This window comes from Thioprofundum lithotrophicum (assembly GCF_055387065.1).
Map to the genome: position 1 here is coordinate 166,417 of NZ_AP042379.1, position 23,962 is coordinate 190,378.

The following is a 23,962-nucleotide window of genomic DNA, read 5'->3' on the forward strand; positions in this document are numbered from 1 at the left end:
TTCATTCCGATACAGAAAATCTGAAACTCGCCAGTGTCCAGTCATCCGGTCTTGCCACCGAAAAATCCGGATTGCCCAGGGCGTTCAATCGATCGGATATCCAACCGGCTTGCGGATCACCCTCCAGTGAATGCGCAGGCTCGTAAACCGCCTTGATACCCTGTTCACACATCGCCTTGGCCACATCCTGAATGACTCGCATGCCTAAGTGACCTTCAGGGGATCGGCTGGGGTATTCAGGCGGAACTGTCAACAATTGCGGCGCGTTGTCGAGCACGCCCACAAAGAACCAGCCATCCTTTTTCCACAGGATCCCGAGACGCCGTGGAGATGGACCCTGCCAATCAGGAAAACGCTGATGATAGAAGCCTACCTTTTCAACTGTTTTTCGAACGCGTTCCTTTAGCTTGCCCTCTGGAATTTTACTGCTGCAAGCCACTACCAATATGTCATGCGCATTATTCCAAAGGTTTGTAAACACGGCCTCAAATGCGGTAGGAGACATCGAAATCTTCCGGTGGTCCGACACTGAGGACAGGAAAATTATCTTCGATTTGAACCACCTTCTCCCCTTCAACCGTTCCAGCTCCTCGGAGTAGTCGATCATCCATTTGATGAATTCCATCTGCTTGCGCGCATCAAATTGCCCCAGTACTTCCTGCCCGAAATGTGACTGCCCGTCCTTTCCGAGAGTATGCAACCGGTGCGCCAAGAGTCGGTGTAGCCATTTCAGCCGATCTGATTGCTCGACCTCGTCAAGCGATTCGAGACATGCCCCCATCTTGTCGATCATTCGAGACAGCTCGTGCTTCACCGCACGGCCGAAATATATCCCTCCCTCACGTGCGGTCTTACGCACCGCTTCGACTACATGCGGAAGATCAAACCGCACGAGGTATTCCACTTCCTGGCAAAACAGCGCCTGAAGACGTCGTCGTGTCTCTGCCGTCCCCCCTTTCATGGAATAGTACAAGCTGCCAAGCAGCGACCATGCTTCGGCGACCACCCGTGATTCTTCTCGAATTGGCATCTCCTGGTGTTCTGGGCAACAGCCCAACAGGCGCTGACCACCCCGCTCGTATCCAAAACGAAAGACCATTAGGGGCAAACCACTGTCTGCATACCCCTCTGATAGAATCCGCGCGCAGTCGCCGTTCAACTGTTCTTCAAACCGTTGCTTTTGCGCCGCCGCATTCTGCTCCCACGCGTCGGACTCCAGCCACGACATCATGTTGAGGAAGGTGCGGGAGAGCAACTGCGTAAGATCCTTGAAATAGAGCTTTGCCAACTCCTTTTCCCGCTCGAGCTGCACACTCTGATATTTGTCGTTCAGGAGCGAATGGATAGCCCGAACCCTCTGTGCCACCGTATGGACATAGGCATGTTCCCACTCCGAAGGCGGGCGGAACAGTGGTTCGTGCGCTTCCGGCGGGTTTTCCCATGGAGTCAATGCAAGGTATGTTGTGGCAACCCCTTCCATTCCCAGCCTCATAATGAGGCGATTGCCTTCGTGGTCAAAATAGCAATCATCTGTTGTCATGTTTTCCAACGTTTTCACCCGCCATCCCAAGCGCCCTGGCAAAACTCGGTTGAGCTCTTCGACCGGTTCATGCTCTGTGGTAGCACACTCAACACATTCACGTGCGATGGCCCCCAGCAGATCCGACGCCAGAGTATTTCCCGTAACCAGACAGTAATTGACGAAATTCACCATGGGGACAGGATTGGCTCGGATCTCCTGCAATAACTCATCAGCGCTATTTTTTGCAATCAAAGGATAGATCAACCATCCAAGCAGATGACCAAAAAAACGACCACCACGGCCATCGAGAGACTCGCATCTCTCGAACAAGGGCATGGCCAGAAACAGCACCCGCTCCCCCTCCAACGCCTCAGGCACCCCAAGGCAGACCGTCAAGAGATTCACAATCCGTTCAACGAGCGATTGCTTAACTGGGAGGCTGTCCTCAGCAGACCATGCTATCGATCTCTCCTGAGTGGCGCGTTCATCACCGGAGATCTTTCCGGTCTTCAGCATACACTCGTTAAGCAAAATATCAGGCAAACCCTTTTTTCCTTCTCCCAGCGCGCCGGTGAGTCGAAATAACCAACCGCCACCGGAAAAGTCATCCCCTGTGTCCCGCAGCCCCTTTTCGACAATGGGCAGGATCCCTCCCGTTATGGGCCAAGCCAGGAAGTTGGCGAGCTGTTCCATGGCCCAGGCGCGTCGATCATCGCTCATAGCGGATGAGAGTTCCGCTACGGGATCATCCCCGGTTTCTCCGATGGCCTGTATCGCGTTTGCATAGGCATGCCACTCGTCTGGTCCTATACCCAGACCCTCATGGTAGTCCTCTAGCGAAGCCAACAATTTTTGAAATTCATCACGATGCGTCTTACTCTCAATCAATTCGCGCAGATTGGAAAGAAGATAATGATCCTGTTTCAGGATATTGACATAAGCCGTTGGATCACCAAACCGGCGTCGATTAAAAAATGGCTTGCCAACATACCTTAACTCGCTGTATTGACGAACCAGATTTTTAGGTCTATCACCGAGCAAACCGTGATAATTGAGTACAGCCCTAGAGACGAGCTGTACAACATTAAAGGACGGATAGAGCAATCGATCCGACTTTTCTCTGTGTAATGCCTTACCGTTTTTCTTATGCATCACTCGGAAGCCAATGGATGACTACGCGAAGAATAGAAATATATTATTGCCAAGATAACAGCAAACCCTGCTGCAGGTAACAACGCAACCCACCAGGCAACAGACCACTCGCGCAGGCCCTCGTACACCATACGCCCCAGCGAAGGCGTGGGGGGCTGAGCACCCAGCCCAAAAAACGACAGCCCGACTTCAACCGCTACCAGTTCAGGAATAGCATAAATCAGATTGAAGAATACCGGCGGCAATACAAAAGTCATGAAAGACCTCACCATCACCCGCCGCGTCGAGAAACCAAAGGCGTGCCCTGCCAATACAAAGGGCGCACGCCGCAGTTGCGCCACCACCTCTCTGACCGTACGCGCAGGTCCTGCCCAGGCCAACAACCCAATCACGAGGTAGATAGTCTCCAGATCTGCCGGAATCACGGCAAACAACGCCACCACCCACAGGAAAAACGGAATGCTCGTCAGCAAAGCGATCAACCACGAAACCAGGTGGTCAATCCACCGATTGGCATAGTAGCCTGCCACCCCTCCAAGCACCAGAGACAATCCACCTGCCACCAACAAGGCATAAAGGACCACCTTGAAGGACAGCCCTATCGCATAGAGCGTTCGTGCGAGCAGATCGCGCCCCAAACCGTCAGTTCCCAATGGAAAAGCCATACTCGGGGGATGATAGCGGTGGGTCGTGTCGACAGCGAAGGGATCGAGCAGCTGGCCAGCCCCCAGTGCCAACACCGACAAAATCGCAATATACAACAACAACCAAAGTGCATGACGCACACTGGGAAGATATTCAATTCCGTACACGAGGATCCAACCAGGCCAGCAACATCCGTTGCATCCAGTACAACAGAACAAAAAACGTGCCGTTAGCCAGTATCACGGCCTGTATGACAGGATAGTCCTTCTGCTGTACAGCCGATACCAGCAATGTCCCCAACCCAGGAAAAGAAAAAACCACCTCCGTCACCAAAGTGGCCACCAGAATAACACTGAACTGATGCAACCATGCCGCCAACCAAGGCAATGCCGCCGGCCTGAGCAAGGAGCGATGAAAACGCTTAACGACACCATAACCCCACGCCCGTTCTGCCAGTGCATGCAAAGTATTAGACTGCTCCTGCAGGCGCTGTTCCAACAGGGTCGTTAGCAGAGCCATCGGATAAAGCGCCACGATGATGGCCGGAATCAGGACATCATACCAATGCGATAGTGAGGTCCCAAGCCGGGCGAAGGCCCATGCCGGAAACAGGCTCCCCAGTATTACAAGAACCATCATGGCCGAAAAGAAGGCAGGCATGAGAACTCCTGCAAGCGCAAAATAGCGCAACCTGCGCCAGTCAGGCCGCAGCCACATTATCAGATTGATACCGTAACTGCCCACCAGGCTGATCACTGCACTCACGCCACCCAAGGTCAGGGTCAACATGCCACGACTTATCAACATGTCGTCAACGGGCCGCTGATTGATCAAGGAGTGCCCCATATCTCCTTCGAAAAGCCCTTGCAAGAACCACCACCATTGATGAAACAGTGGTTTGTTCAATCCCCAGTCAGCCCGCAAGGCTGCCACGTTGCGTTCAGAGGCGTAAGCTCCCAATACCGTTCTGGCCGCATCTCCCGGCAAATAGGTGAACAGAAAGAAACAAACCAGAGTCAGCGCAACCAGCAACGAAAGAGAAAACAGTGAGGCATGAAACAGCCGCCTCATCATGGAATACGCCGAATCTGCCAGATCAGCGGTACGTTATACCCATTGAGCCTTACGTCATTCAGTTCCTTGGGATAGATCAGGGTATTGGCCGTCTGGTACAGAAACGCAGCTGGCGCATCCTCAACCACACGACGCTCGAGTTTTTCGATCAGGGCATGGCGTTCCGCTGATGAGGTAACCACTTGCAAACGCGCAAGATCCTGGTCAAAGATTTCACTCTTGTAACGCCAGAAATTGGGCACCGGGATTCTGCGTGAATGGAACAGGCTCCCCAAAATCTGATCGGGTGAAGCAAAAACAAACTCGAAGAACATCGAAAACATTTCGGTATCACCCTTGATGATCCTCTGGATGGCTCCTCCAAAATCGACCTTCTCGAGTTTCACCGGTATGCCCGCCTCTGCCAATTGCGACTGGATCAAGGCACCGACACGCTCACTACCGGCCTGATCGTGGACCAGCAGGCTCAAGGTCTGGGGATGTTCAGCGTATCCACCGGTTTCCAGCAACTGCCGCGCCTTTTCCGGGTTGTACATCCGTTTCCACCGCATAGGCGTATAATCGGGCAATCCGTGTGGTACCGGTCCCGGATTCATCCAGGCATCTCCGCCCAAACCTGCATGTATCAAGGCACGACGATCGATGGCATGCACGATGGCCTGCCTGAGAAAAACCGGCACGCGCTCGGTATTGAAACCAATCAAATGGACATTAAAGGTTCTGAAGGCCGACACAGTGAACCGGGCTGCCCACGGCTGTTTGAGATCTCTGGTGCCGTCTACATCAATTTTCGTCATTGCTTCGACCTGTGCGGGTGTCAGCTTGACCAGATCTGCCCGCCCCGATCTCAGCTCACTTAGTCGTAGCTGCTCATTGCCCATGGTTACAAAACGAACCTTTTTGATGTCACCGGCCACCGGGCGCCAATAGCGCGGGTTCCTGACCAAAATCACTTCTGTATCGCTGCGGCTCTCCAGTCGATAGGGGCCGGTTCCGACCACCTGATTGACACCAAAGGAAGGCTGCTGCGCCGATTCCCTGGCTACCACCGGAAACCAAGGTGAAGCAATGCGATACACAAAAGTACGTTCTGGATGAATCAACCTGAATCGTATGGTGTGGTCATCCACCACCTCGATGCCCGATACCTTTGACTGCTTCCCGGTCCGGTAGGCCGCTGCCCCTTCGACGATATCCACCAGTGCAAAGGCCTGAGCCGCATCCTTGCGCATCAGGCGCTCGAAGCTGAAGCGGACATCCTCTGCCAGCATCTGGCGCGTGTTTCCTGCTCCAAACAGAGGCGATTCATGAAACCAGACCTTCCGCCGCAGGTGGAAGGTCCAAACATCGCCCTTCTCATTTGCCTCCCAGCGCTCAGCCAGCAGCGGCACCAGGCGATTCTTCTCATCGAGTCCCACCAGACCTTCAAGTACCTGCCCAAGCACCTGTACGGTATAGGTATCGATCATCTTGATGGGATCGAGGGTGACCATCTCTCGAGGCATGGCCACTACAAGTGGCCGCTCTTGGGCACTGCCTGTGACTGCCTCGCTGGCGTTATCCTGCGAGTCGGAACAAGCAACCAGCAGCAGCCCAAGAAGAGAAAGCACAAACCATCGTTTCATCTGTTTCATGCCGCCCCCGCGTATAAATTCAATACCGCATGCGTCAAACTGCAAGCCACAAGCCTTACGTCACTTCGCCATACCGTCTATCTGTCGAACGGCAGGACAACATCCGACGAATCAGGCAGCCCATCGATGGTGAACCTTCTTCAATACCCGCTTCAAGCCTGGCATTGCCATCGTCCAGAATCTGTCCATGATCTGCCTGAAGCGGCGACTTTGCAGAGCGTGCGCCTGCAAGCGCGAAAAATCAAAATCGAAATCCCGTACATTGGCTACCGCCGCTTCTTCATATCGGGACGTATCCATCGTATCTTCTGCACCCAGATACAAACCCTCTGGCGTCACCCGTGCCGTGTGCCAGAAGGCCAACGGAAAGAACGAAAAGCGAAAATACAGGGTCACCCCATTTCTCCACCGATAGCGCAGAAAATACATTCCCGTCGCATCGACCTCCAAGCTTTCAGGCGCAAACCAGCATGATGCCACAAACGCCTGCATCCACTCCGGTTCGGCAAATCCGATATCCACATACACCTCGAATGGTTGTCCCGGGCTCAATCGGTTGGTCCACACAAGAGCATCAAATGTCTCTTCTATCTGTCCTGGCGACATGGAAAGCATATTGTCGGAACAGGTTTGCGCCTGATAGAACGACAAAAAAAGCTTGCGCACACCACGCCTTCGAAAATACGAAGCAGTGGACTCGATGTGCCGATAATTGAGCCGCTGAATCGTCAGTGAGAGAAAGAAGTTCGAGTCGAACCCTGAAACAGCCCAATCGATATTGGGCAGTACCCGTTGAAAACTGTCTGGCCCTCTAACCCGGTCATTCAGTGCATGCAGCCCTTCGATACTGACATCGAGAAAATCTGGCCGAATCAAGGACAAGGCCGATCGATGGCGGTCAATCAAGGTGCCATTGGTTATCAGCCCGACCCGGGTATCGGCATCAACCTGACCACGCACCTGCGTCAAGGCCCTCAGCAACTTTACGCCCTGTCTTCCCAGCAAGGGCTCCTTGCCGCATACACTCAACAAGGCAGCGCCAGACTGCATGGCACTTCGAGAAAATCTTCGCCACTCCTCCAACCCCAGCGGCTTACCGAACAAACGTTCAACCTGCAGGTAACAATGCGAGCATGACAGATTGCAACTGTTGTTGACCACCAGTCCTATGCTTGGACGTGATCGCTCGCGCAGCGCTTCCTCCAGCTCCACGGGACGCAATCGACCGCTGAGCATGCGATTCATCAAGTAAGCATCCGCTTTCCGCAGCGGCCCGATAAATCCCCCCTTGGAACCCGCCACTGCTACCATGCCGCCCCCTTGGCGCTGCTCGCGCCGTTCTCCCCTGCACCAAGGGCGTCCCCTTCCTGCATCAACCAGCAGCTGACGGCATGCTCCTCGGTCACCGCCATCACGGGCGGGCTCTCGGAAAAACATCGTTGCAATGCCCAAGGGCATCGACCCACATAGGCGCAACCTTGGTCCCATCCAACCTTGAGACCCGGCTGCCGGGGATGTACCAATGGTCGTCTCCCGCGCCTCCCCAGCGCAGGTATCGCGTCCACCAATGCACGGGTATAGGGATGGTCTGGATTCGTACAAATCATTTCCGCAGGGCCTTTTTCCACCACCCTGCCACGGTAGATCACCGCCACGGTGTCACACAAATCGGATACCACGCCAAGATCATGAGAAATCAGCAAGATCGCCATCCCACTCTGTTCCCGTATTTCACGCAATAACCCCACTATTTGCGCCTGAATGGTAACATCGAGCGAGGCCGTGGGTTCGTCGGCAATCAGCAGTTCGGGACCACATGCCAAGGCCATGGCAATCATGACCCGCTGTGCCATACCGCCACTCAGCTGATGAGGAAACAGTTCAATGACATATTGTGGCTCGTAAATTCCGGTTCGCTCCAACAAGACCAGTGCCTCAGTCTTAGACTGGTTGCGCCTCAATCCCTGATGCAAATCGAGCAGGGCCATGATCTGCTCACCCACGGTCAGAACCGGGTTCAGGGCTGCCTGGGGTTGCTGAAAGATGAGCGCGACCTTCTTGCCCCGGACCGATCGAAGTTCCCCTTCGCTCAGAGAAAGCAGGTCCTGTCCCCGCCACAGGATCTTCCCCCCTACGATCCGTGCCGTCGAATCCAGCAGGCCCAGGGTGGCCAATGCGACCGAAGTCTTGCCCGATCCGGATTCACCCACCAATCCTAAAATCTCACCCTGCGAAACCCGCAAGGAGAAGGAAGAAAGCACGGGCGAGGCTTCCACTCTTCCTTTCCGATATTCCAGGGTCAGATCCGTGATTTCCAACATGGCCGCTCCGGGGGAACCGTGGATCAAGGATACGTTTTATTTTTCCGTATACATGCCAAATTAAAACTCTCCCAACTCATTGATTTTCCGTATCCCTGCACGCATCCTGCCATTCAAATGACACATCGCAGCTTACCGGTAAGTCAACAGCTCAACGGTGCTCAAGCCCCCCCTGCGAAGGCGAGTTATCAGACTTCGTCCATCCCCTCGGGAGGAAGCGGGGGATCCGCCGATTCACTCTGCAAAGGATCGTCTTCGAGAATGACCTCTTCCTCCCATGAGGCATTGAAGAAGCCTTTGACCTGCACCGCCATCGCCTGCAACACATGATCGAGACCCTCACACACCGCATCCCGAAACAAGGTCAGTCCACCGAACGCACTTACAGAATCATGCATTCTCACAAGATTCTGGATTCGCTCCTCGTCTTCCTGGGATTCAAGGCGCCACAACACATGGTACCTGACTTCCCAGCGTGCATCGAAAGGTACGAACCAGAAAACTATCGCATGACGAGCAAGATCTTGATATTTTGATGTATCTGGCTTGCATATCAGACATTGCTTCTCAGAGCCATCGGGAAAACGAAACCATGTCGCGTGGGTCCGCGTATTCACCATACGGTCGTCCAAACGGGCGGCCAATAGCGAAAGCCGGGTATTGGTATTGACCGGCGAGCCCACCAAATCGCCTTCAGGCAACGAATAGGCAAAATCCAGCCTGTCCGACTCCAAACCGAGCCAGACTTCCTGCCAGAATGCCCGATGAAAAACCTCCACCAGCCCGGAGCCATCAAATGCCTTCAAATGCGAAAAATCCTTTAGTTCCACGCAGCAAGGGCACAGTCGATGCGGCGGCTTGTCCAGGAAAGCGCCCGCCATCGGCGTGAGTGCGCTTTCATCCCTTTCACGGATGACCTGGTACAAGCACCCAACAAAATCCAGGATCTGTGTATTTTTCTGTCCAAATTCACGCAAAAGCAGGTCGCCATAACGGCAATACCACGGCAAGACCTCGGGCAATCTTTCCCGATAATGTTTCGCAAGCGCGTCGAGCGTTCCCGTCACGCGGGCCTCTATCGAATCCTCCTCCATTCCCGGATCAAACGCGCCCTGCCATGCCTGAAGCGCAGCCCCCTCTTCTTTGAATGCCGCTTTCTTGTCCGCCGCATGGGCCAGCCGCAACCAGGCATCCCTCACCAGGGGTGACGATGGATCCATGACAGCATTCACCTCAAGATAACGGAGCGCCTCGTGGAAGCGCTGCGCTGCCAGCAAGGCATCGAACCCAGAAAGTCCCGAGGCTTGACCGTCCTCCGGGGCAAGGGACACGAAGCGGTCTGCCAGGTCATTCAGCGAAGGCCGCACCTTCCGCAACCGAGGAAATGCCTCCCCGGCAAGAAAGGCCTTGAGTTCCCATGGCAGCCGATCCAAGGCTTCGGGATATTCTGCCAGCGCCTCCAAGCGCTCCGCTGCCGAGTTCCAGTCCCCCTTTCCCCAGGCCTGACTCAAGGAATCCAGGACCGTGTAAAAAGCGACTTCCGCTTCCATGGTCGCAACAGCCTCCGCACAACGTCGTTCTCTACACCACGGCTCCGGCAGGCCAAGCAAACCGTCACGCAGGGCTATTAGCGTCCGATAAGGCGCCAAATCCGAATTTTTCAGCAATTCGAGCAACTTCACCTCCTCTAACAGGCTGTTGAAGTCAACATATACCCCGAACATTTCATGTCAAGCTGAAGAAGAATTGACGGTGTGACAAATTGACAGCGTGATACAGACCCCGGCAAGGATTATTCTTCTTTTTTGATGAACCGGGAGCGCTTCAGGGGCTTCCGGAGGTATCCAGAGAGGCCCACCGCCCGGGATTACGCACGCATCAAAACGGCACCCCCAGATTGCGCATCCGCACCAGGTTGTACGCCGCAAACCCCAGAACAAGCGGAATGTCCAGCCTCGCACGACCGACAAACAGGATCTTGCGAAAACCGTCAAGCATCTTCAGCCGGCCAAAGCACGCCTCAAGGCGCTCGCGCTTCGCCTGGCTAATCGGTAGCCCTCATGGCGGGTAGTGCATTCGTCAATGGCCGACGTCCGGTCCGTGTCGTTCTGGGCCACATGGGGCGTGACATTGAAAGCCCCGTGAAGGCGGACGGCGGTGTCAGCACCGTCCGATTCGGCCGCATTCACCAAGAGCGCCCGATTCCAACACCACCCTTTTTTCCGCTGCTCATCCCGCTTGCTCCCGACCTTCAAAAATCTTTCAATGCCTGGAGGATCGCCCGCGACCGCTCGCTCATGCGGCGTGTTCCCTCTTCCGCCTCCACGCGCGCAGCCTCGATGCGTGCCTTTTCCTGCGCCAGCACCTCGGCACCCTGCTCACGCACCGCCTGCTGCTCGGTCAGCGCCCGATCCAGGCCCTGACTCTCGACCCGAGCGCGGCCCGCCGCGATGCGCTCGGCACCTTGTCGTTCGTGACCCGCCGCCTGTTCCAGGCCCTGTTCATGCGCCTGCATGGCCTCGCACTGGGCCTCGGTCTGTTCTACCGCCGCTTCCACCTCCTCCATGCCGATTTCGCCCAGCTCGGCGTTCAACTGACTCAACCGCTCCGCCTGCTCCTGCAATACCGGCTCGCCCTGGGTCGAGGCGATGTCCGCCGCCGTGCGGAAGTCCTCGACCCGCTCCTGGACCGCTTCCTCCCGCTCCCGAACCGCCTCGATCTGCTTGTCATCCTGATCGGTCAGCTCCCGTTGTGTGAATTTCGCCATGTGCTTCTCCTGTTGTCATCTGCCAAACACCTCATCCCGTGCGTTCCCAGGGCTACGCCAACGCCCCCACTTTCCGGCCCGGCTTCGCCGGGCCGGAAAAGGAAAAGGGTAAAAGGAAAAAGGTCAAAGGGATATCCTGGCGAGCCGAAACCCCCAGATGTTGCTCCGGGCGTCCGGGGTGCCCCTGTCGCGGCATGCGGAACGCAACCTGCCAGGTCTGCTGTACCATGAGCCGCCGCGCAACACCCGGGAGGCGTCATTGTTACGCTCTCCACTGGCATCCCGGCACTCTTCGCCTCCATAATCATAGTCATATTCACTGGCACACCATTCCCAGACATTCCCGTGCATGTCATGCAAACCCCAGGGGTTTGGGGGGAACAGGTCCACTTCCGTGGTGCGTCGGCAGTACACCCCCCGCTTCCCGCAGCCGTAGGTGTAGTCGCCGTCATAATTGGCCTGGTCGGTGCTGATGGTCTCTCCCGTCCAGAACGGTGTCCCGGTCCCGGCCCGGCAGGCGTATTCCCATTCCGCTTCCGTCGGCAGGCGGATCTTCCATCCCGTCTCGCCGCTCAACCATTCGCAGTAGTCCACCGCGTCCCAGTAACTCACGTTCACCACCGGGTGGTCCTCATAGGTGTCCCAGCCTGGCGCGTCCGGCAAATCGCGCCCGGTGGCCTCGCAGAACTTCCGGTACATGCCCCAGGTCACCGGAGTCTTCAGCAGGTCGAAGGCCGATACCTTCACCCAGTGCTGGCGTTCATCGTCATCCCTTTCCTCCTCGTCCTCCGGCGAGCCCATGAGAAACCTGCCGCCCGGAATCGCCGCCCAGTCTGCCGGGCCCATGCCATAGCGCTCCTTCCATTCCGCTGGCCAATCGCCTTCGGCTCGAGACTGCTTGCCGGAGCGCTGGCGGGCCTGGGACCGACCGGCGCCGAACGGGGCACGCTCTCCTCGCCAGGCGAATACGCTCTCGGGCCGGTCTGCCGCCTTCAGCTCCAGCGCCCATTCCATGTGCTCCCTGTACCCCTTGTCCAGACCCCGAGGCCATTTGAGCCGCGCGTTGTTGCCCAGCCGCTGCAAGCCCCCCGGCGGGTGTTCGCCCGTCACCAGGTAGTAACCCAGCGCCCCAAGGGCGTACAGGTCCTGCCGCGCATGCGGCTCCCCTCCTCCACCGTATTGCTCCGGCGGTGCATAGCCTTCAGTAAACATCATCTGGCTGCCGGTCCGCGTCAGTTGGCCCAGATCACGCACCAGGCCAAAGTCGATCAGAACCGGTTGCTGGTCTTTCTCCCGGATCATCACGTTCCCCGGCTTGATGTCCCGGTGGATGAACCCTTCACCGTGCAGGTAGCCCACCGCGTCCAGCAGGCCGCGCATCAGCTCCCACGCCGTCTCCGGCGGCAGCGGGCCGATCTGACCCAGCCAGCAGTCCAGCGGCTGCCCCGCAATGCGGGTCATCACCAGGTATTCGGTGCCGTTCTCTTCAAATCGGTCAAATACCCCCACCAGGTGCGGGTGACGAAGGTCGGCCAGGTGAATGGCCTCCCGCCGAAACCGCTCTCGCAGCTTTTCCGCTTCCAGGCGATCGCCGCCCGCGGTAACCGCAGTCTGCCCCGGTATACGAAAGAACAATCGGTTGTCAAGCGGAAACAGTTCCTTCACCACCACCGCCTTGTCAAAGGCGCGGCTCCACGCCTCATAGGTCATGGCAAAACCGCCTCGCGCCAGGTAACGCTCTATACGATAACGGCCGCCTTGCAGTTCCGTGCCTTCCGGCAAGGCCATCGGGTCCGGGCCCGCCCCCGTCAGAACGGACAGCGGTTCGTTGCATGCCGCGCATTCTTGCGCTTCCGCGGAATTCTCGTGGTTACATACGGGACAGGGAATCATGGGGCGCTCCTTGAATCGGGCTTCTGCTCCACGGGGTTGGGTTGACCGAGGTCCACCTCGAAGCAGAGGTGGGCAAAACAAAGCCGGTCGCCCGACTTGAGCAGACAGCTCTGTCCAGCGCCCAGCCTCAGGTCGTTGACGAAGGTGCCATTGGCGGAACAGTCTTCTACCCGCCACAGGCCATCCTGGTACCAGAGACGGGCATGCAGGCGGCTGATCCGGTTTTCGTGCGCATAAGGCAGAAAGTCGATGTCCAGTGGGCCGCTGGTGTCCTTGTCATCCTGCGGATCATGCCAGCGGGCGCCCACGAGGCTGTTGACCTGTAGCCAGAAGTCTGGGATGTCGTTGCGCTCGGTGCGGAGGTGCAATAACCGATGGCGATGGGCCAGCGCTTCGGCCAGTTCCGCCACAGCGGGCAAGTCGAAGCCATCGGCCACCTGCCGAGCCATCTCGGCCAGGCCGGGCCAGTCCACCACTTGCGCACCTGGCGGCCCGTTCATGAACCGCGTCTCCGGGGTGAAGGGGTGAATTGCGACAGGCGCGTGGTGTTGCGCGCATCACTGACGCAGCGTCGCACCGTTTCGGGCGAGATTCGCCCGCTTTGTTCCAGATCGTTCAGCGCCTGGGTGAGGCTGCGTTCCATGGCGGGGTTACCCAGAGCCTTGGTAATGTTATGCGCCTGGCGCAGTTTTTCTTCCGCCACCTTGGGGTCGGCGGCCCGGCTGGCCTCGTTTGTCAGACTCTGCACCTGGGCCTGTTGTACATATTCCACAACTTCTGCCTCCGGCAGTGCGCGCCTGAGGGCGTCGGCATCATCAGTATATTCGATATAGACGGGCTGTTCCGTCTCCTGGCGCTGTCCTTCAAACTCCCACTCCAGGTTCACCGTCACCATGCGGTAACGGCCCCTGGGACGGGGCGGCAGGCTGGCCTGGACAATGAAGACCGTGGTCGCATCGCCGCGCAGGTGGCCGAGCCGAAACCGATCGGCTTCGCCCTGCATCTCGGCGAAGGGCACCACGCGCACTATCCGCTCAAGAGACACGCCTTTGGCCAGCTCGAAGTGGGCGGTAACATTGCGAATCGCCTGGTTCTTGATGTGGATCAGATCTTCTTGAAGGTGTTCACTGAACAGATCCAGGGTTGTAAGATGGTGATAGCCGCCCCCGGTGGCATCCGCCAGGCAGGAGAGCAGTTGCCACTGGTATTCGGCGCCCACACCAAAGCTGATGACCGACAGTTCTCGCCGGCGCAGTTGTTCCAGCACCCGCCCTTCCACCGTCTCCGCATCGTGAATCTCGCCATCGGTGAAAATCACCAGTTGCTGCTGGCGGTGACAGCCCTGGCCAAGGGAAGACAGCGCCTCGTCGAGTCCGATTGCCAGTTGGGTACTCTGCCCCCCGGCCTCCAGGCCATCCAAGGCCCGGCGAATCGCTGCCTTGTCGGAAAAGGCACCCTGGTAGCGCAGACGGGCACTGCTGTTGAAATCCACCAGGATCAGTTCGTCCTCGGGGTCCAAGGCCGCTTCCTCCACCAGTCGGTGGATGGCCTTGCGCATCTTGTCGAGCCTGCTCTCACCTCCTCCTGCATCATTTTTCATGGAAGGGCTGGTATCCATGACCACCGCCAGCGCCATGGGTACCCGGGTGGGATGCACGCCATGCTGAAAGCGCAGCATCATGTTTGTGCCGATAGGATCGGCCGTATCGGCTCGCATCACATGCTTGACCGGTTTGATGACGACATCGACCACGATTTCCCTCATCTATTCTTGTTGAAACTGAACCAGAAACAGCAGATTGCCCAAGGCAAGCGTATCGCCTGGTCGCAGGGCGCTGAACTCTCTCCCCAGCCGCTGCCCGTTGATAAAGGTGCCGCAGGCACTGCCCAGATCCTGGATCTGCCACTCCTCTCCTACAGGACGAAGGCGCGCATGCCGACGGGAGACAGCATTCTCGGGAAAACCGGAAAGGTCGACGTCCACCTGACCGCCGCCCCCGTCAGCGCGCCCCACCAGGGCTTCCCGTTTGATGGTCAGCCTGGCTCCGGTCAGCTGCCCCCGGTGCTTCTCGTCCAATATCAGCGGAGCAGCCCGGACAGCACTCCCGTCGACACCCCGCCCCGAGGCGCGCCCGTGGGGAGCAGGCTCCGGAGCCGCCTCGAAACTGTAACCGCAATCGGGACAGTCGCCGAAACGATCGGGGGCAACATCAACCTGGCAAACGGGGCAGTGGCGTTGGGTCATGGGGTTTCAATCATTTGTGATATTGTGATTGTCCTCGACAAGCACCTCGGCAAACAACGGCTCGCGCCGGTAGCGGACGAGCGCCACGGTGACATTGTCCTGGCCATCGTGCTGCAGGGCGTCGTTGAGCAGCTGGCGCAGCACCGCGTGGATGGGGCGGTCGGGGCGAAGGGTATCGAGCAGGTAGCGGGCTTCTTCTTCATCGCTCATGCAAGCGTCCCACCAGCCCCACAGGCCATCGCTGCAAAGCAGCAGCTGATCGCCATCGAGCAGTTGCAGAATGCGACCACGGGCGGTCGCCGGCAACGCGCCGCCGGTCTTGCGCACATCGATGAGCGTACCCACGTGGAAACCGTCGCGGTCAGGCGCACCCAGGTTGCTGATGAGAGTGCTGAGCCCATTTTCATCACCACGCTGTCCGTTCATGGCGGCGCGAAGGCTCTGGTCACGCGTGAGGACAAATACCTGTTCGCCCCGAACCAGATAGGCGCGGGTATCACCCACCTGGGCAATATCGATACGGTCGCCATCGAGCAGCAACAGGGTCGCGGCGGCACCTGCCCGGCCGCCAAGGTGCGAGACGGCGTAATGCGCCCTGGTCATCAGGTCCACCGCACCGGGCGGCGGATCGGTCTGAACGAACTCATGGAACCCTCGCTGAAAGCTTTCGCGGGCCAGCTCGGCGGCACGGTGCCCATCCTCCATGCCACCCATGCCGTCAATTACGGCGAACAGGCCACGCAGCCACGTCTGCCACCAGTCTTCGCCCTGCTGCCAAGCGATCAGGCTGGCATCCTGGTTGAGCGCGCGCCCCGGGTTGAAACCCACATGGCTGAGAGCGGCGGCTTCCACGGCATGCCGGGACCGGGCCTGACGGTGACTGATTTCGATGGCCTGGCGCAAGGCACCCATGTCGTCGGGACGATCGGACGGATCCAAGGCCAGCATTCGCGACAACAGGTGTCGGTGGGGTGGACGCACCCGCCGGAGCGCTTCATCGGTCTCGTTGTAGTGAAAAGGGACGCCCATCAGCAAGCGATAGAGCAGGCAGCCCAGGGCGTAGACATCCGCCTCGGGTCCCCCGGCCACGCCCTGTTGACATTCAGGAGCCGCGTAGCAACCCTCGGGAATGTAATCCAGGGATTGGCCCGGGCGGGCCAGATAGCCGTATTCGACCAGCAGGGGCTGACCGGATTCCGTGAGATAAAGGATTTCCGGCTCCAAGTTAAGCACTCCCCATCCGGCTGCATGAAGTGGTGCCAGTGATGCGGCCAGACGGTCAATGAGTTGCCAGGCATCCTCCTCATCCATCTCCGGCATGCGGTCCACGAGACGAACCGCTCCCTGAGGCAGCCGACATACCGCCTGCTCTTCATTCCACTCAATGTCAGGAACAAGTGGACTCTCAACCCCTTCCAATAGCTGTGCAATGTCGTGTTCCAGCCGGAAGGCTTTTTCTTCGGAAATACACTTCGACCGCCGTTCATACCGGTTGGTCGTCATATCAACTACCCTACTAGAACTATGCTCGAAATTAGTGCATGAGGTGATCGAAGATGACGTTACACCCTAACTGAAATCGGTTTTTCAAAACAGAAACAGCAGGGGCGATACTTCACCATGAGCAAAGATACCGCAGTTACCTTTTGAGCGCCAGAATCAGCATTGTCCAATGACAAGTGGGCCTGAAGGGGCCCGTGATTCCAGCGAATAGTGAGCCCGAACTTGGGAGGGACCGCTCAGAGAACCCCTCATTTCTTGTCATTTTACCTCGATGGGATCATGCTTACCCAAACTGAAGAGGGGAGCGACAGACGGTCCAACGCGAATCGATTCAACAGACTGATATTATCAATCTTTTCAACCACTTGGCGAATGATGGTGAGCATGCCAGGTGGATATTGTCCCTGTCAAATGCCACGTTGGGCGTGCTGCACAGTGCCTCCCTTGAGATTCATGCCATCGGGCAAGGCCTGGCACATGCGCGTGGCCTGACGCCCAAGCATGCTGTCAAACAGGTCGACCGCTTGCTGAGCACCAGGGGATCGATGTTGACCGGTATTTTTCATACTGGGTGCCGTATGTGATTGGTGACCGTCGCCAGGTGCATATTGCCATGGACTGGACGGAATTCGATGCCGACAAGCAATCGACCCTGGTCTTGTCCCTTATCACCGGCCACGGACGCGCCATGCCGTTGTTGTGGCGAACGGTGGAGCCGTCGAATGTGAAGGGAGGCCGCCCGTCGGTTGAGGATGCCCTGCTTTGCCGACTGTATGACGAATTGCCGTCGGGCACAGATGCCACGATTGTGGCGGACCGCTGGTTTGGCGACTGTGCTCTGCTGGAATTGTTGAGTGAAGAGCTTGGATTTGGATATGTCATTCGAATCCGGGGCAATCACCATGTGACGGCGGCCAACGGTGAATGCCGCAAGGCACAGGACTGGGTGGGCGCAGGTGGCAGGGCGCGGACCTTGCGAAATGCGCGGGTAACGGCCCGCAATGAATATCCTGTTGCCACTGTGGTTTGCGTACAGGACAAGGGCATGAAGGAAGCCTGGTGCCTGGTGGCCAGTGATCCGAAAGTGACTGCGAAGAAACTCAAGGGCTACTACGCGCAACGCTGGGGCATCGAGAGGGTGTCAAATTGAGGGTGTCAACCCGGAAGTGGCTAAGTTTTTAGCTGTTAATTTTCCGCACTGGATAGTATTCCTTGCTATGCCCTTGCAGCCTCACATGCGTTTCTGGACATAGCTGTGGCGCAGGTTGTTGGCGCCGTAATCCTGCCTAGTGCACGGGTTGAGGCCTGCTGAAGAATTTGCTCCAAGGTTTACCACGACTGTTCTCGCAGTGCCGGCGGTAGGTGTACCAAGGTAATAATGACCATCCCGTCTTCAACCACACCTGATTAGGCATGCCGCCTCAAAAACCTGGTTCAGATGGTTTGCCACTGTCTTGGCTTCCAGCTCCGCCAGTCGAAATCGGTGCGTCTGCTGCTGCAGGCTCAATGTATCAACATCCGCTACATGGCTTTATGGATCCATGTTGCAGCGGGCAACACTGGAAGCACATGCTCGCGGATGCAGATAGTGATCACATTTCGATCCGGTAACGTATCGAATTGGATGCGCGTCATCGCGCATCCAAAGCTGTGCGCAAAGGCGCACCACCACCGTCGCGCCAGATGCGCGACACGGGTGCCGCAAAGCGGGGCGGAGGGCGTGCAGCCCGTAGCCCGCCGGGCGCCTACGCCCGGCGCTGGGGGCGCCGCGAGCCGGTTGCGACCCGCCCCAGCGGGTCCAGGCTCGTGGGGGGCAAAGCCCCCCGGCCCCGCCTGCTCCCTCCAGGGAGCCAGGCGGGAAAGCAGGTGCGCGCTGAGAGCCCGCCAGGGGCCCCGACTTGACGCCGGAGGCGACAAGTTGGGGCGGGCTCGCCCGGCCCGCCGGTGCAAGTGGCGCAGCCACGCCGCAGCGGCGGTTGCCGGCAGCAGCGTAGCTGCTTTCCCGCCTGGCGAACCGCCGCCGAAGGCGGTGGCCGGAGCGCAGCGGAGGGCCAGGCAGGCGGGGCCGGCGATCTCGGCGTGAGCCCGCGTCCAGCGGGCGAAGGAGACGAAGTGAGCGTTCAGCGAACGGGAGTCTCCGCAGCCGAAAGTGTCGCCGGGACGGCGACCTCCACCGTGACGCTCTGTGCCGGCAGGGGGTCACGCAAGAGGATAACGGTACAGGCACTCGCTATACAAAGTATGTCTATTACGCTGGAGTTGCGCATGCGCCTCAAAAACTTCAATATCAACAAACTCCTTGACACACCACAAAAAGCCGTTGAAGAAGAGCAAAACAGCAAACATCTGTTACCCGATAAGCCTCCGAAAATCATCACACAGGACAGGGAAATCGAACTCGTGGCCTTCATGCCGCCTGGAGCGATCCGGGGCCAGGAAAATGAGGATCGTGTTCTGCTGGCACTGCACAAGTTCGGCTGGCTTACGACGAGGCAAATTGCGCAAATCGTATGGCCAAAAGGCAGAGCTGCCATTCCAATGGCGAGGCGTGTTCTGGCCAGGCTCAGGAACAAGCGCTTCCTCGTTTCACGACCACTGCCTCAGCAGAATCATGCCTGGGTTCTGGCGACAGAAGGTGTCAGGCGATTACATGAAATCGGTTGCAAAGATGCAAAGCGCGGCACGGATCTCCTGCGTGGAAAAAAGGGCAATGTATGGTTTCACCGCTGGCTTGCAAATGAAATCCTGATTCAAACAGGACTGCCATTTGAATCGTTTTCGACGGAATATGAAATCCAGGGACACCGCAGCCCGCTAAGCAAATACCCTTCACTCGAACACCGTTATCTCGGAAAAATTCCGGATGCGCTCATCATTACGAAAAACGTTGACGGAACAATCCATCTGGACTGGATCGAAGTCGAATTGAGCAAAAAAAGGAAATCGGACCTGAGGCGCCTGGTCTACTTCATGACAGAAGCCTTTTCCGACCAGTACATCATCAACGGCAAGCTATACCTTTCTTCCATTCGCTTGTATTTCGCACACAACGGCGCCAATCCTAAAACGACAAACGACGCGATCCAGAACCTGCAAACAATTGCATCAAAGCTCAGAAAGGAACTGCAAATCAACCCTAACACACCCCACTCGCCGACCCGCCATCTTTTGCGATCCCATGTGCGCGAAAATACCATCATAACCCTGCTGGATATTCGACAAGGCCCCGTTTTCAAGGGCATAACTCAGAGGATACATCTTGACAACGTGTTGCGTTATCAAAACCGACAAAACATCAAGGACATGCTGATCGGTTAATGAATATACTGCCATTTTGGCAAAATCTGGGATTTTCAATAACCTGTTAATGAATTAACCGCCCTTCCGGGGCGGTTTTTTTATGCGCACATAACAGAGTCCGCATTTTGAACACCGGTAGCTATACATCGTGCCAGCAGAGGAAAAACCTGACCGAAGCCGTGTCATTGCTGGCCACGGCCGTCGCACGGTGAAACAACATGCCCAAATATTTGACCTGGGAGTCAGCGCGAAATCGATGGATCTTCCAGATCCGGATCCCTGTGCACGCAAGATCGGCATTCGGTGGCAGAACGACGATACGCCAGCACCTTGGCAACATCCCCCAGCACGAGGCTGTCGCGCATGCCATGCGTTTAGCCAGCCAATACAAGGAAGTGTTCCGGAATACCCAAGCCCCCATCATCGATGAAGAAAACGCTCCAACAGTGACGCACAGCAAGCTGAGCTTCTTCCTCAATCAAGATATGGAAATAGGAGAACGGTTTATCCAGACGTGGCGTACATGGCAGGTTAGTCGCTTCGACAAGCGGATCCAGGAACTCAGAAAGAAACCACGAAAAGTATGGAAAATGGAGGAAATTTCCATTATAAACCGGCTGAAATCCGCACAAGATGACCTACGCTATCTCAACCCTCAGCCGTTACAGACGGCGATAGCAATGGTCGAAAACCGCCTAAATTGTAGTAGTTCAGACTTGATCTGACAGTTACCGGTTTTTCCGGGGGCGACTGTCAGGTCAAGCTCAGCCTACGAACTTCTCCTGCCAGATTTTCTTGCCGTCCTCCAGCGTTGCCATGGGGGTACGCCCACAACACATCTTGCCCTGGTGGGTTCGTTCCGTATTGTAGTACTCCAGCCATTCATCCAGGTCGGCCTGGAGCGATGCCAGATTCTCATAGAGTTTCTTCCGGAAGGTCACCTGATAGAACTCCTGGAGAATGGTCTTGTGGAACCGCTCGCAGATCCCGTTGGTCTGCGGAGATTTGGCCCGGGTTTTCGTGTGGTCGATATCATTGACCGCCAGGAACAGCTCATAGTCATGGGTGTCGGGCCTGCCGCAGTATTCGGTACCCCGGTCAGTGAGGACCCGCAGGACAGGCAGGCCCTGGGCTTCGTAGAAGGGCAGTACCCGGTCATTCAGCAGGTCGGCGGCCGTAATCGGCGTCTTGGTTGTGTACAGCTTGCAGTGGGCCACCTTGGCGTAGGTGTCCACGTAGGTCTGCTGGTAGATACGGCCTACCCCCTTGAGGGTGCCCACGTAGAAGGTATCCTGTGAGCCCAGGTAGCCGGGATGGGCAGTTTCGATCTCGCCGTGGTTCTCCTCGTCGAGTTTCTTCTTCTCCAACGCCTGGACCTGGGCTTCCGTCAGAATCAGCCCTTCTTCGGCGGCCATCTTCGCCTCCAGGGCCTTCAGGCGGCTCCGGAAGTTGGCCAGCTCGTGGCGCAGCCAGATGCTGCGCACGCCGGTGGGGGAGACGAAGATCCCCCGTTTGCGCAGTTCGTTGCTGACTCGGACCTGGCCATGGGCCGGAAAATCAATGGCATACGCCACCACCGCCTCTTCGACCTCCGGCGCCACCCGGTTCTTGGGGTTCGGGCGCCGACGGTCCGGCTCCAGCAGGGCATCGATTCCGCCTTCCTCGACCGCTTTCTGATACCGGTAGAAGGTATCTCGGGACAGCCCCATGATCTTGCAGGCTCGAGAGACGTTTCCCAATTCCTCGGCCAGATTCAGCAAGCCGAGTTTGTGTTTGATGATTCGTTCGCTACTATGCAACATGAGGGTTACCTCCGTCGTGTTTTGATTGGGTTGGGTTCGCACCCCCATCAAAACCGGTAACCCTCACTTTTTCAACTGTGAGGTGTCAGATCGGGTCTGAACTAATACACCTAAATGTGCGGATTGAAGGCAATACGCATGACTTGGAGATCCTCGCACAACGCTTCAACGCCAGCCGTGTCGACATGCTCAAGTCGTCACTGGCCGTCATTCGAGGCGAAATATCGATTTTCGAACTCTACCCGCCTGCGTTTTCTCAACTACCACTGGTCGAGTTGTGGGGCGATCCTGCTTCGATTCTCGTAAAGCGCTGGGCGGAGCGAATTCAATCGGTTGGAGGGAAAGTCAACAAGAAGACTTTTGACAAATATCAGGCCGTCTCGTCCGATCTCGAACGCATCCTCGGTCGGCGTCCGATACAAGCAATCACGCCCGACGATCTCGATTCTCTGAAAAAGATGTGGGTTGAAAGCGGCAATTGTACGAACACCATCATCGACAAGTTACGGATCCTGAAGTCACTGCTACACCCCTTCGATACCAATCGGAAAATTGCTCAGATTTTTGACAATGCCTTTCCGGCCAGAATGGCACCTCGGGATTCCAGACAACCATTCAACGACCAACAGCTTCGTATATTTCTCGCAGAGGCTCGGAAACGCTGCCCCCAGCAGCTGGACGATTACTGTCTGATCTTGTTGATGCTCTTGCTTGGTGCGCGACTTGAGGAAGCATTTCAGCTGAAAGCCGGCGATCTTGCACCCACCAAGAACGGCTGGTTGGTTCGAATCGCCGACCATCGCCAAACCGGGCATGGCGAGACACGATTGAAAAATGCTGAATCCGCACGGCAACTGCCGTTGCTGAGCAAAAGCGTGCCAGATCTCCATGTTTGGCTCGTCTCTCGCCAACGTGCTGGTAGCTACCTGTTTCCGGACGGCAGCCACAACCAGTACGGCACCCGTGGCAACGCCGCAAGCAAGCGCCTCAATCGCCTGCTCCGCGAACTCTTTCCGGACGATCGACGTCTTGTTCTGCAGTCCTTGCGCAGTACCGCCAATCGGGTCATGCGTCGCGCCGGTGTCGATTCGCGGATCCGTCATCGGTTCCTGGGGCACGCCGACCAGGACGTTCACGACAGGCACTATGACCCGGGCGTATTTCTGGATGAGGATGACCTGAAGGAAGGAGCACAGGCATTAACCCATCACCTACTCACCCTGCTCAGAGACCAATGCCGCCCACCCTCCCAGCGAGACGGTGATAGGGACACCCGCACGCGACAAGGCCGCCATGATGTGCTCGATATAGGCTTCGGGACTGGCCCGGAATAGTATTTGGCCCTCGATATCGATCACTCGCAAATTCAACTTGTTGCACATTTCCGATTTGAACCGGCGCCTGACAAGGTAATCGGCCCAGTGCGGACTGTCGTCGTCAAGCGTCACGGACCAAACTTCAACATATGCGCCTTCTTCTGTAAGATAGAAATCCGATTCGCAAGCCCGGCGTTTTCCACGTGGAAACGTGAACGGATACCTTGCCTGAGTAACAAATCTGATATCGTTTGCTTCAAGCAGGCGCGCTACGGCAAGTTCCGGCAAACTCTTGCAACGACCGCCTGCTGTGGAATAACCTTTCTTTGGTCGCTTTGGCGCGAGTTTCTGGATCTGCGGCATCAACCCATGCTTTCTTGCGGCATCCGCAGCATTGCGGTCGATCCGGCACCACGCGGAAACATCCCCAATCAAGCGACACCGTTCCAGATAGTATTCCAGATCGGGCGGATGTCGTTCAATGGCATAACCAAAGCCGAGCTTTTCTGCTACGCCTTCGAGCCGCCCTTCCCGGCGCAGATATTCGCACCAGTGTTGTGCCGCGCGCCACATATCCGAAACCGTGCGAACACCTCGCTCCCGGAAGCGAGCGACAAACTCGTCGTCCGTCATCCTTTGCATTTCGCCTTTTTCCAGTCTCGGCAACCATCCGAGTTTACGGGCAACCTTGCGCTGCAGGCCCAACATGACCGCCCGGTTGTATGTGCTCCGTGATCTATTAGCCCATGCAGTCAATGATGTAACCCCAAGCGACTGAACAAAAACAC

19 protein-coding genes are annotated in these 23,962 nt (G+C 57.0%); 5 read left to right on the forward strand and 14 right to left on the reverse strand.

Translation table 11 applies throughout. From position 1 onward, the window contains the following. Window position 1: 1 nt before the first annotated feature. The 13 genes from ACZ5BH_RS00750 to ACZ5BH_RS00810 all read right to left on the reverse strand — a co-directional run bounded on the left by ACZ5BH_RS00750 (window position 2) and on the right by ACZ5BH_RS00810 (window position 16,756). Complete coding sequence (locus ACZ5BH_RS00750) at window positions 2-2,674, reverse strand: hypothetical protein (protein ID WP_464890020.1); 2,673 nt, start codon at window positions 2,672-2,674, stop codon at window positions 2-4. Further along, a complete protein-coding gene (locus tag ACZ5BH_RS00755; protein ID WP_464890021.1) occupies window positions 2,674-3,486 on the reverse strand; it encodes an ABC transporter permease in 813 nt (270 codons plus the stop codon). Before ACZ5BH_RS00755 ends, ACZ5BH_RS00750 begins: the two co-directional genes overlap by 1 nt. Beyond that, the gene (locus ACZ5BH_RS00760; protein WP_464890022.1) at window positions 3,473-4,393 is read right to left on the reverse strand and encodes an ABC transporter permease; all 921 of its coding nucleotides are present in this window, start codon (window positions 4,391-4,393) and stop codon (window positions 3,473-3,475) included. Before ACZ5BH_RS00760 ends, ACZ5BH_RS00755 begins: the two co-directional genes overlap by 14 nt. Further along, window positions 4,390-6,027 carry an ABC transporter substrate-binding protein gene (locus ACZ5BH_RS00765; protein ID WP_464890023.1) on the reverse strand — a complete coding sequence of 546 codons (1,638 nt, stop codon included), beginning with the start codon at window positions 6,025-6,027 and terminating at the stop codon, window positions 4,390-4,392. The genes ACZ5BH_RS00760 and ACZ5BH_RS00765 overlap by 4 nt, the downstream gene beginning before the upstream one ends. A gap of 111 nt (window positions 6,028-6,138) precedes the next feature. Continuing rightward, a complete protein-coding gene (locus ACZ5BH_RS00770; protein WP_464890024.1) occupies window positions 6,139-7,272 on the reverse strand; it encodes a radical SAM protein in 1,134 nt (377 codons plus the stop codon). A 59-nt stretch (window positions 7,273-7,331) separates the two neighbouring features. Further along, window positions 7,332-8,348, reverse strand: coding sequence for an ABC transporter ATP-binding protein (locus ACZ5BH_RS00775; RefSeq protein WP_464890025.1), 1,017 nt, complete (start codon window positions 8,346-8,348; stop codon window positions 7,332-7,334). Window positions 8,349-8,536: 188 nt separating this feature from the next. Further along, on the reverse strand, window positions 8,537-10,024 hold the full coding sequence (locus ACZ5BH_RS00780; protein ID WP_464890026.1) for a tetratricopeptide repeat protein: 1,488 nt from the start codon (window positions 10,022-10,024) through the stop codon (window positions 8,537-8,539). Between the two features lie 575 nt (window positions 10,025-10,599). Continuing rightward, the gene (locus ACZ5BH_RS00785; protein ID WP_464890027.1) at window positions 10,600-11,115 is read right to left on the reverse strand and encodes a hypothetical protein; all 516 of its coding nucleotides are present in this window, start codon (window positions 11,113-11,115) and stop codon (window positions 10,600-10,602) included. A gap of 123 nt (window positions 11,116-11,238) precedes the next feature. Beyond that, window positions 11,239-13,008 (reverse strand): SUMF1/EgtB/PvdO family nonheme iron enzyme, encoded by a 1,770-nt coding sequence (locus ACZ5BH_RS00790; protein WP_464890028.1) that lies wholly within the window; start codon window positions 13,006-13,008, stop codon window positions 11,239-11,241. After that, complete coding sequence (locus ACZ5BH_RS00795; protein ID WP_464890029.1) at window positions 13,005-13,508, reverse strand: FHA domain-containing protein; 504 nt, start codon at window positions 13,506-13,508, stop codon at window positions 13,005-13,007. Before ACZ5BH_RS00795 ends, ACZ5BH_RS00790 begins: the two co-directional genes overlap by 4 nt. Further along, window positions 13,505-14,773 (reverse strand): vWA domain-containing protein, encoded by a 1,269-nt coding sequence (locus ACZ5BH_RS00800; protein WP_464890030.1) that lies wholly within the window; start codon window positions 14,771-14,773, stop codon window positions 13,505-13,507. The genes ACZ5BH_RS00795 and ACZ5BH_RS00800 overlap by 4 nt, the downstream gene beginning before the upstream one ends. Next, window positions 14,774-15,253, reverse strand: a complete 480-nt coding sequence (locus tag ACZ5BH_RS00805; protein ID WP_464890031.1) for an FHA domain-containing protein — start codon at window positions 15,251-15,253, stop codon at window positions 14,774-14,776. It lies immediately after the preceding gene. Window positions 15,254-15,259: 6 nt separating this feature from the next. Then, window positions 15,260-16,756, reverse strand: a complete 1,497-nt coding sequence (locus tag ACZ5BH_RS00810) for a protein phosphatase 2C domain-containing protein (protein ID WP_464890032.1) — start codon at window positions 16,754-16,756, stop codon at window positions 15,260-15,262. A 613-nt stretch (window positions 16,757-17,369) separates the two neighbouring features. Here ACZ5BH_RS00810 and ACZ5BH_RS00815 point away from each other — a divergent pair. The 3 genes from ACZ5BH_RS00815 to ACZ5BH_RS00825 all read left to right on the forward strand — a co-directional run bounded on the left by ACZ5BH_RS00815 (window position 17,370) and on the right by ACZ5BH_RS00825 (window position 20,781). After that, entirely contained in the window at window positions 17,370-17,906 is a 537-nt protein-coding gene (locus ACZ5BH_RS00815) for a transposase (protein WP_464890033.1), read from the forward strand. 800 nt (window positions 17,907-18,706) lie between these two features. Next, window positions 18,707-20,074, forward strand: a complete 1,368-nt coding sequence (locus ACZ5BH_RS00820; protein ID WP_464890034.1) for a replication-relaxation family protein — start codon at window positions 18,707-18,709, stop codon at window positions 20,072-20,074. Window positions 20,075-20,274: 200 nt separating this feature from the next. Next, complete coding sequence (locus tag ACZ5BH_RS00825) at window positions 20,275-20,781, forward strand: hypothetical protein (protein ID WP_464890035.1); 507 nt, start codon at window positions 20,275-20,277, stop codon at window positions 20,779-20,781. A gap of 39 nt (window positions 20,782-20,820) precedes the next feature. Here ACZ5BH_RS00825 and ACZ5BH_RS00830 read toward each other — a convergent pair whose 3' ends face one another. Then, window positions 20,821-21,858 (reverse strand): IS481 family transposase, encoded by a 1,038-nt coding sequence (locus tag ACZ5BH_RS00830; RefSeq protein ID WP_464889278.1) that lies wholly within the window; start codon window positions 21,856-21,858, stop codon window positions 20,821-20,823. A 143-nt stretch (window positions 21,859-22,001) separates the two neighbouring features. Here ACZ5BH_RS00830 and ACZ5BH_RS00835 point away from each other — a divergent pair, with 143 nt between their 5' ends. Further along, entirely contained in the window at window positions 22,002-23,192 is a 1,191-nt protein-coding gene (locus tag ACZ5BH_RS00835; RefSeq protein WP_464890036.1) for a tyrosine-type recombinase/integrase, read from the forward strand. 3 nt (window positions 23,193-23,195) lie between these two features. After that, on the forward strand, window positions 23,196-23,909 hold the full coding sequence (locus ACZ5BH_RS00840) for a hypothetical protein (RefSeq protein ID WP_464890037.1): 714 nt from the start codon (window positions 23,196-23,198) through the stop codon (window positions 23,907-23,909). Window positions 23,910-23,962: the final 53 nt, after the last annotated feature.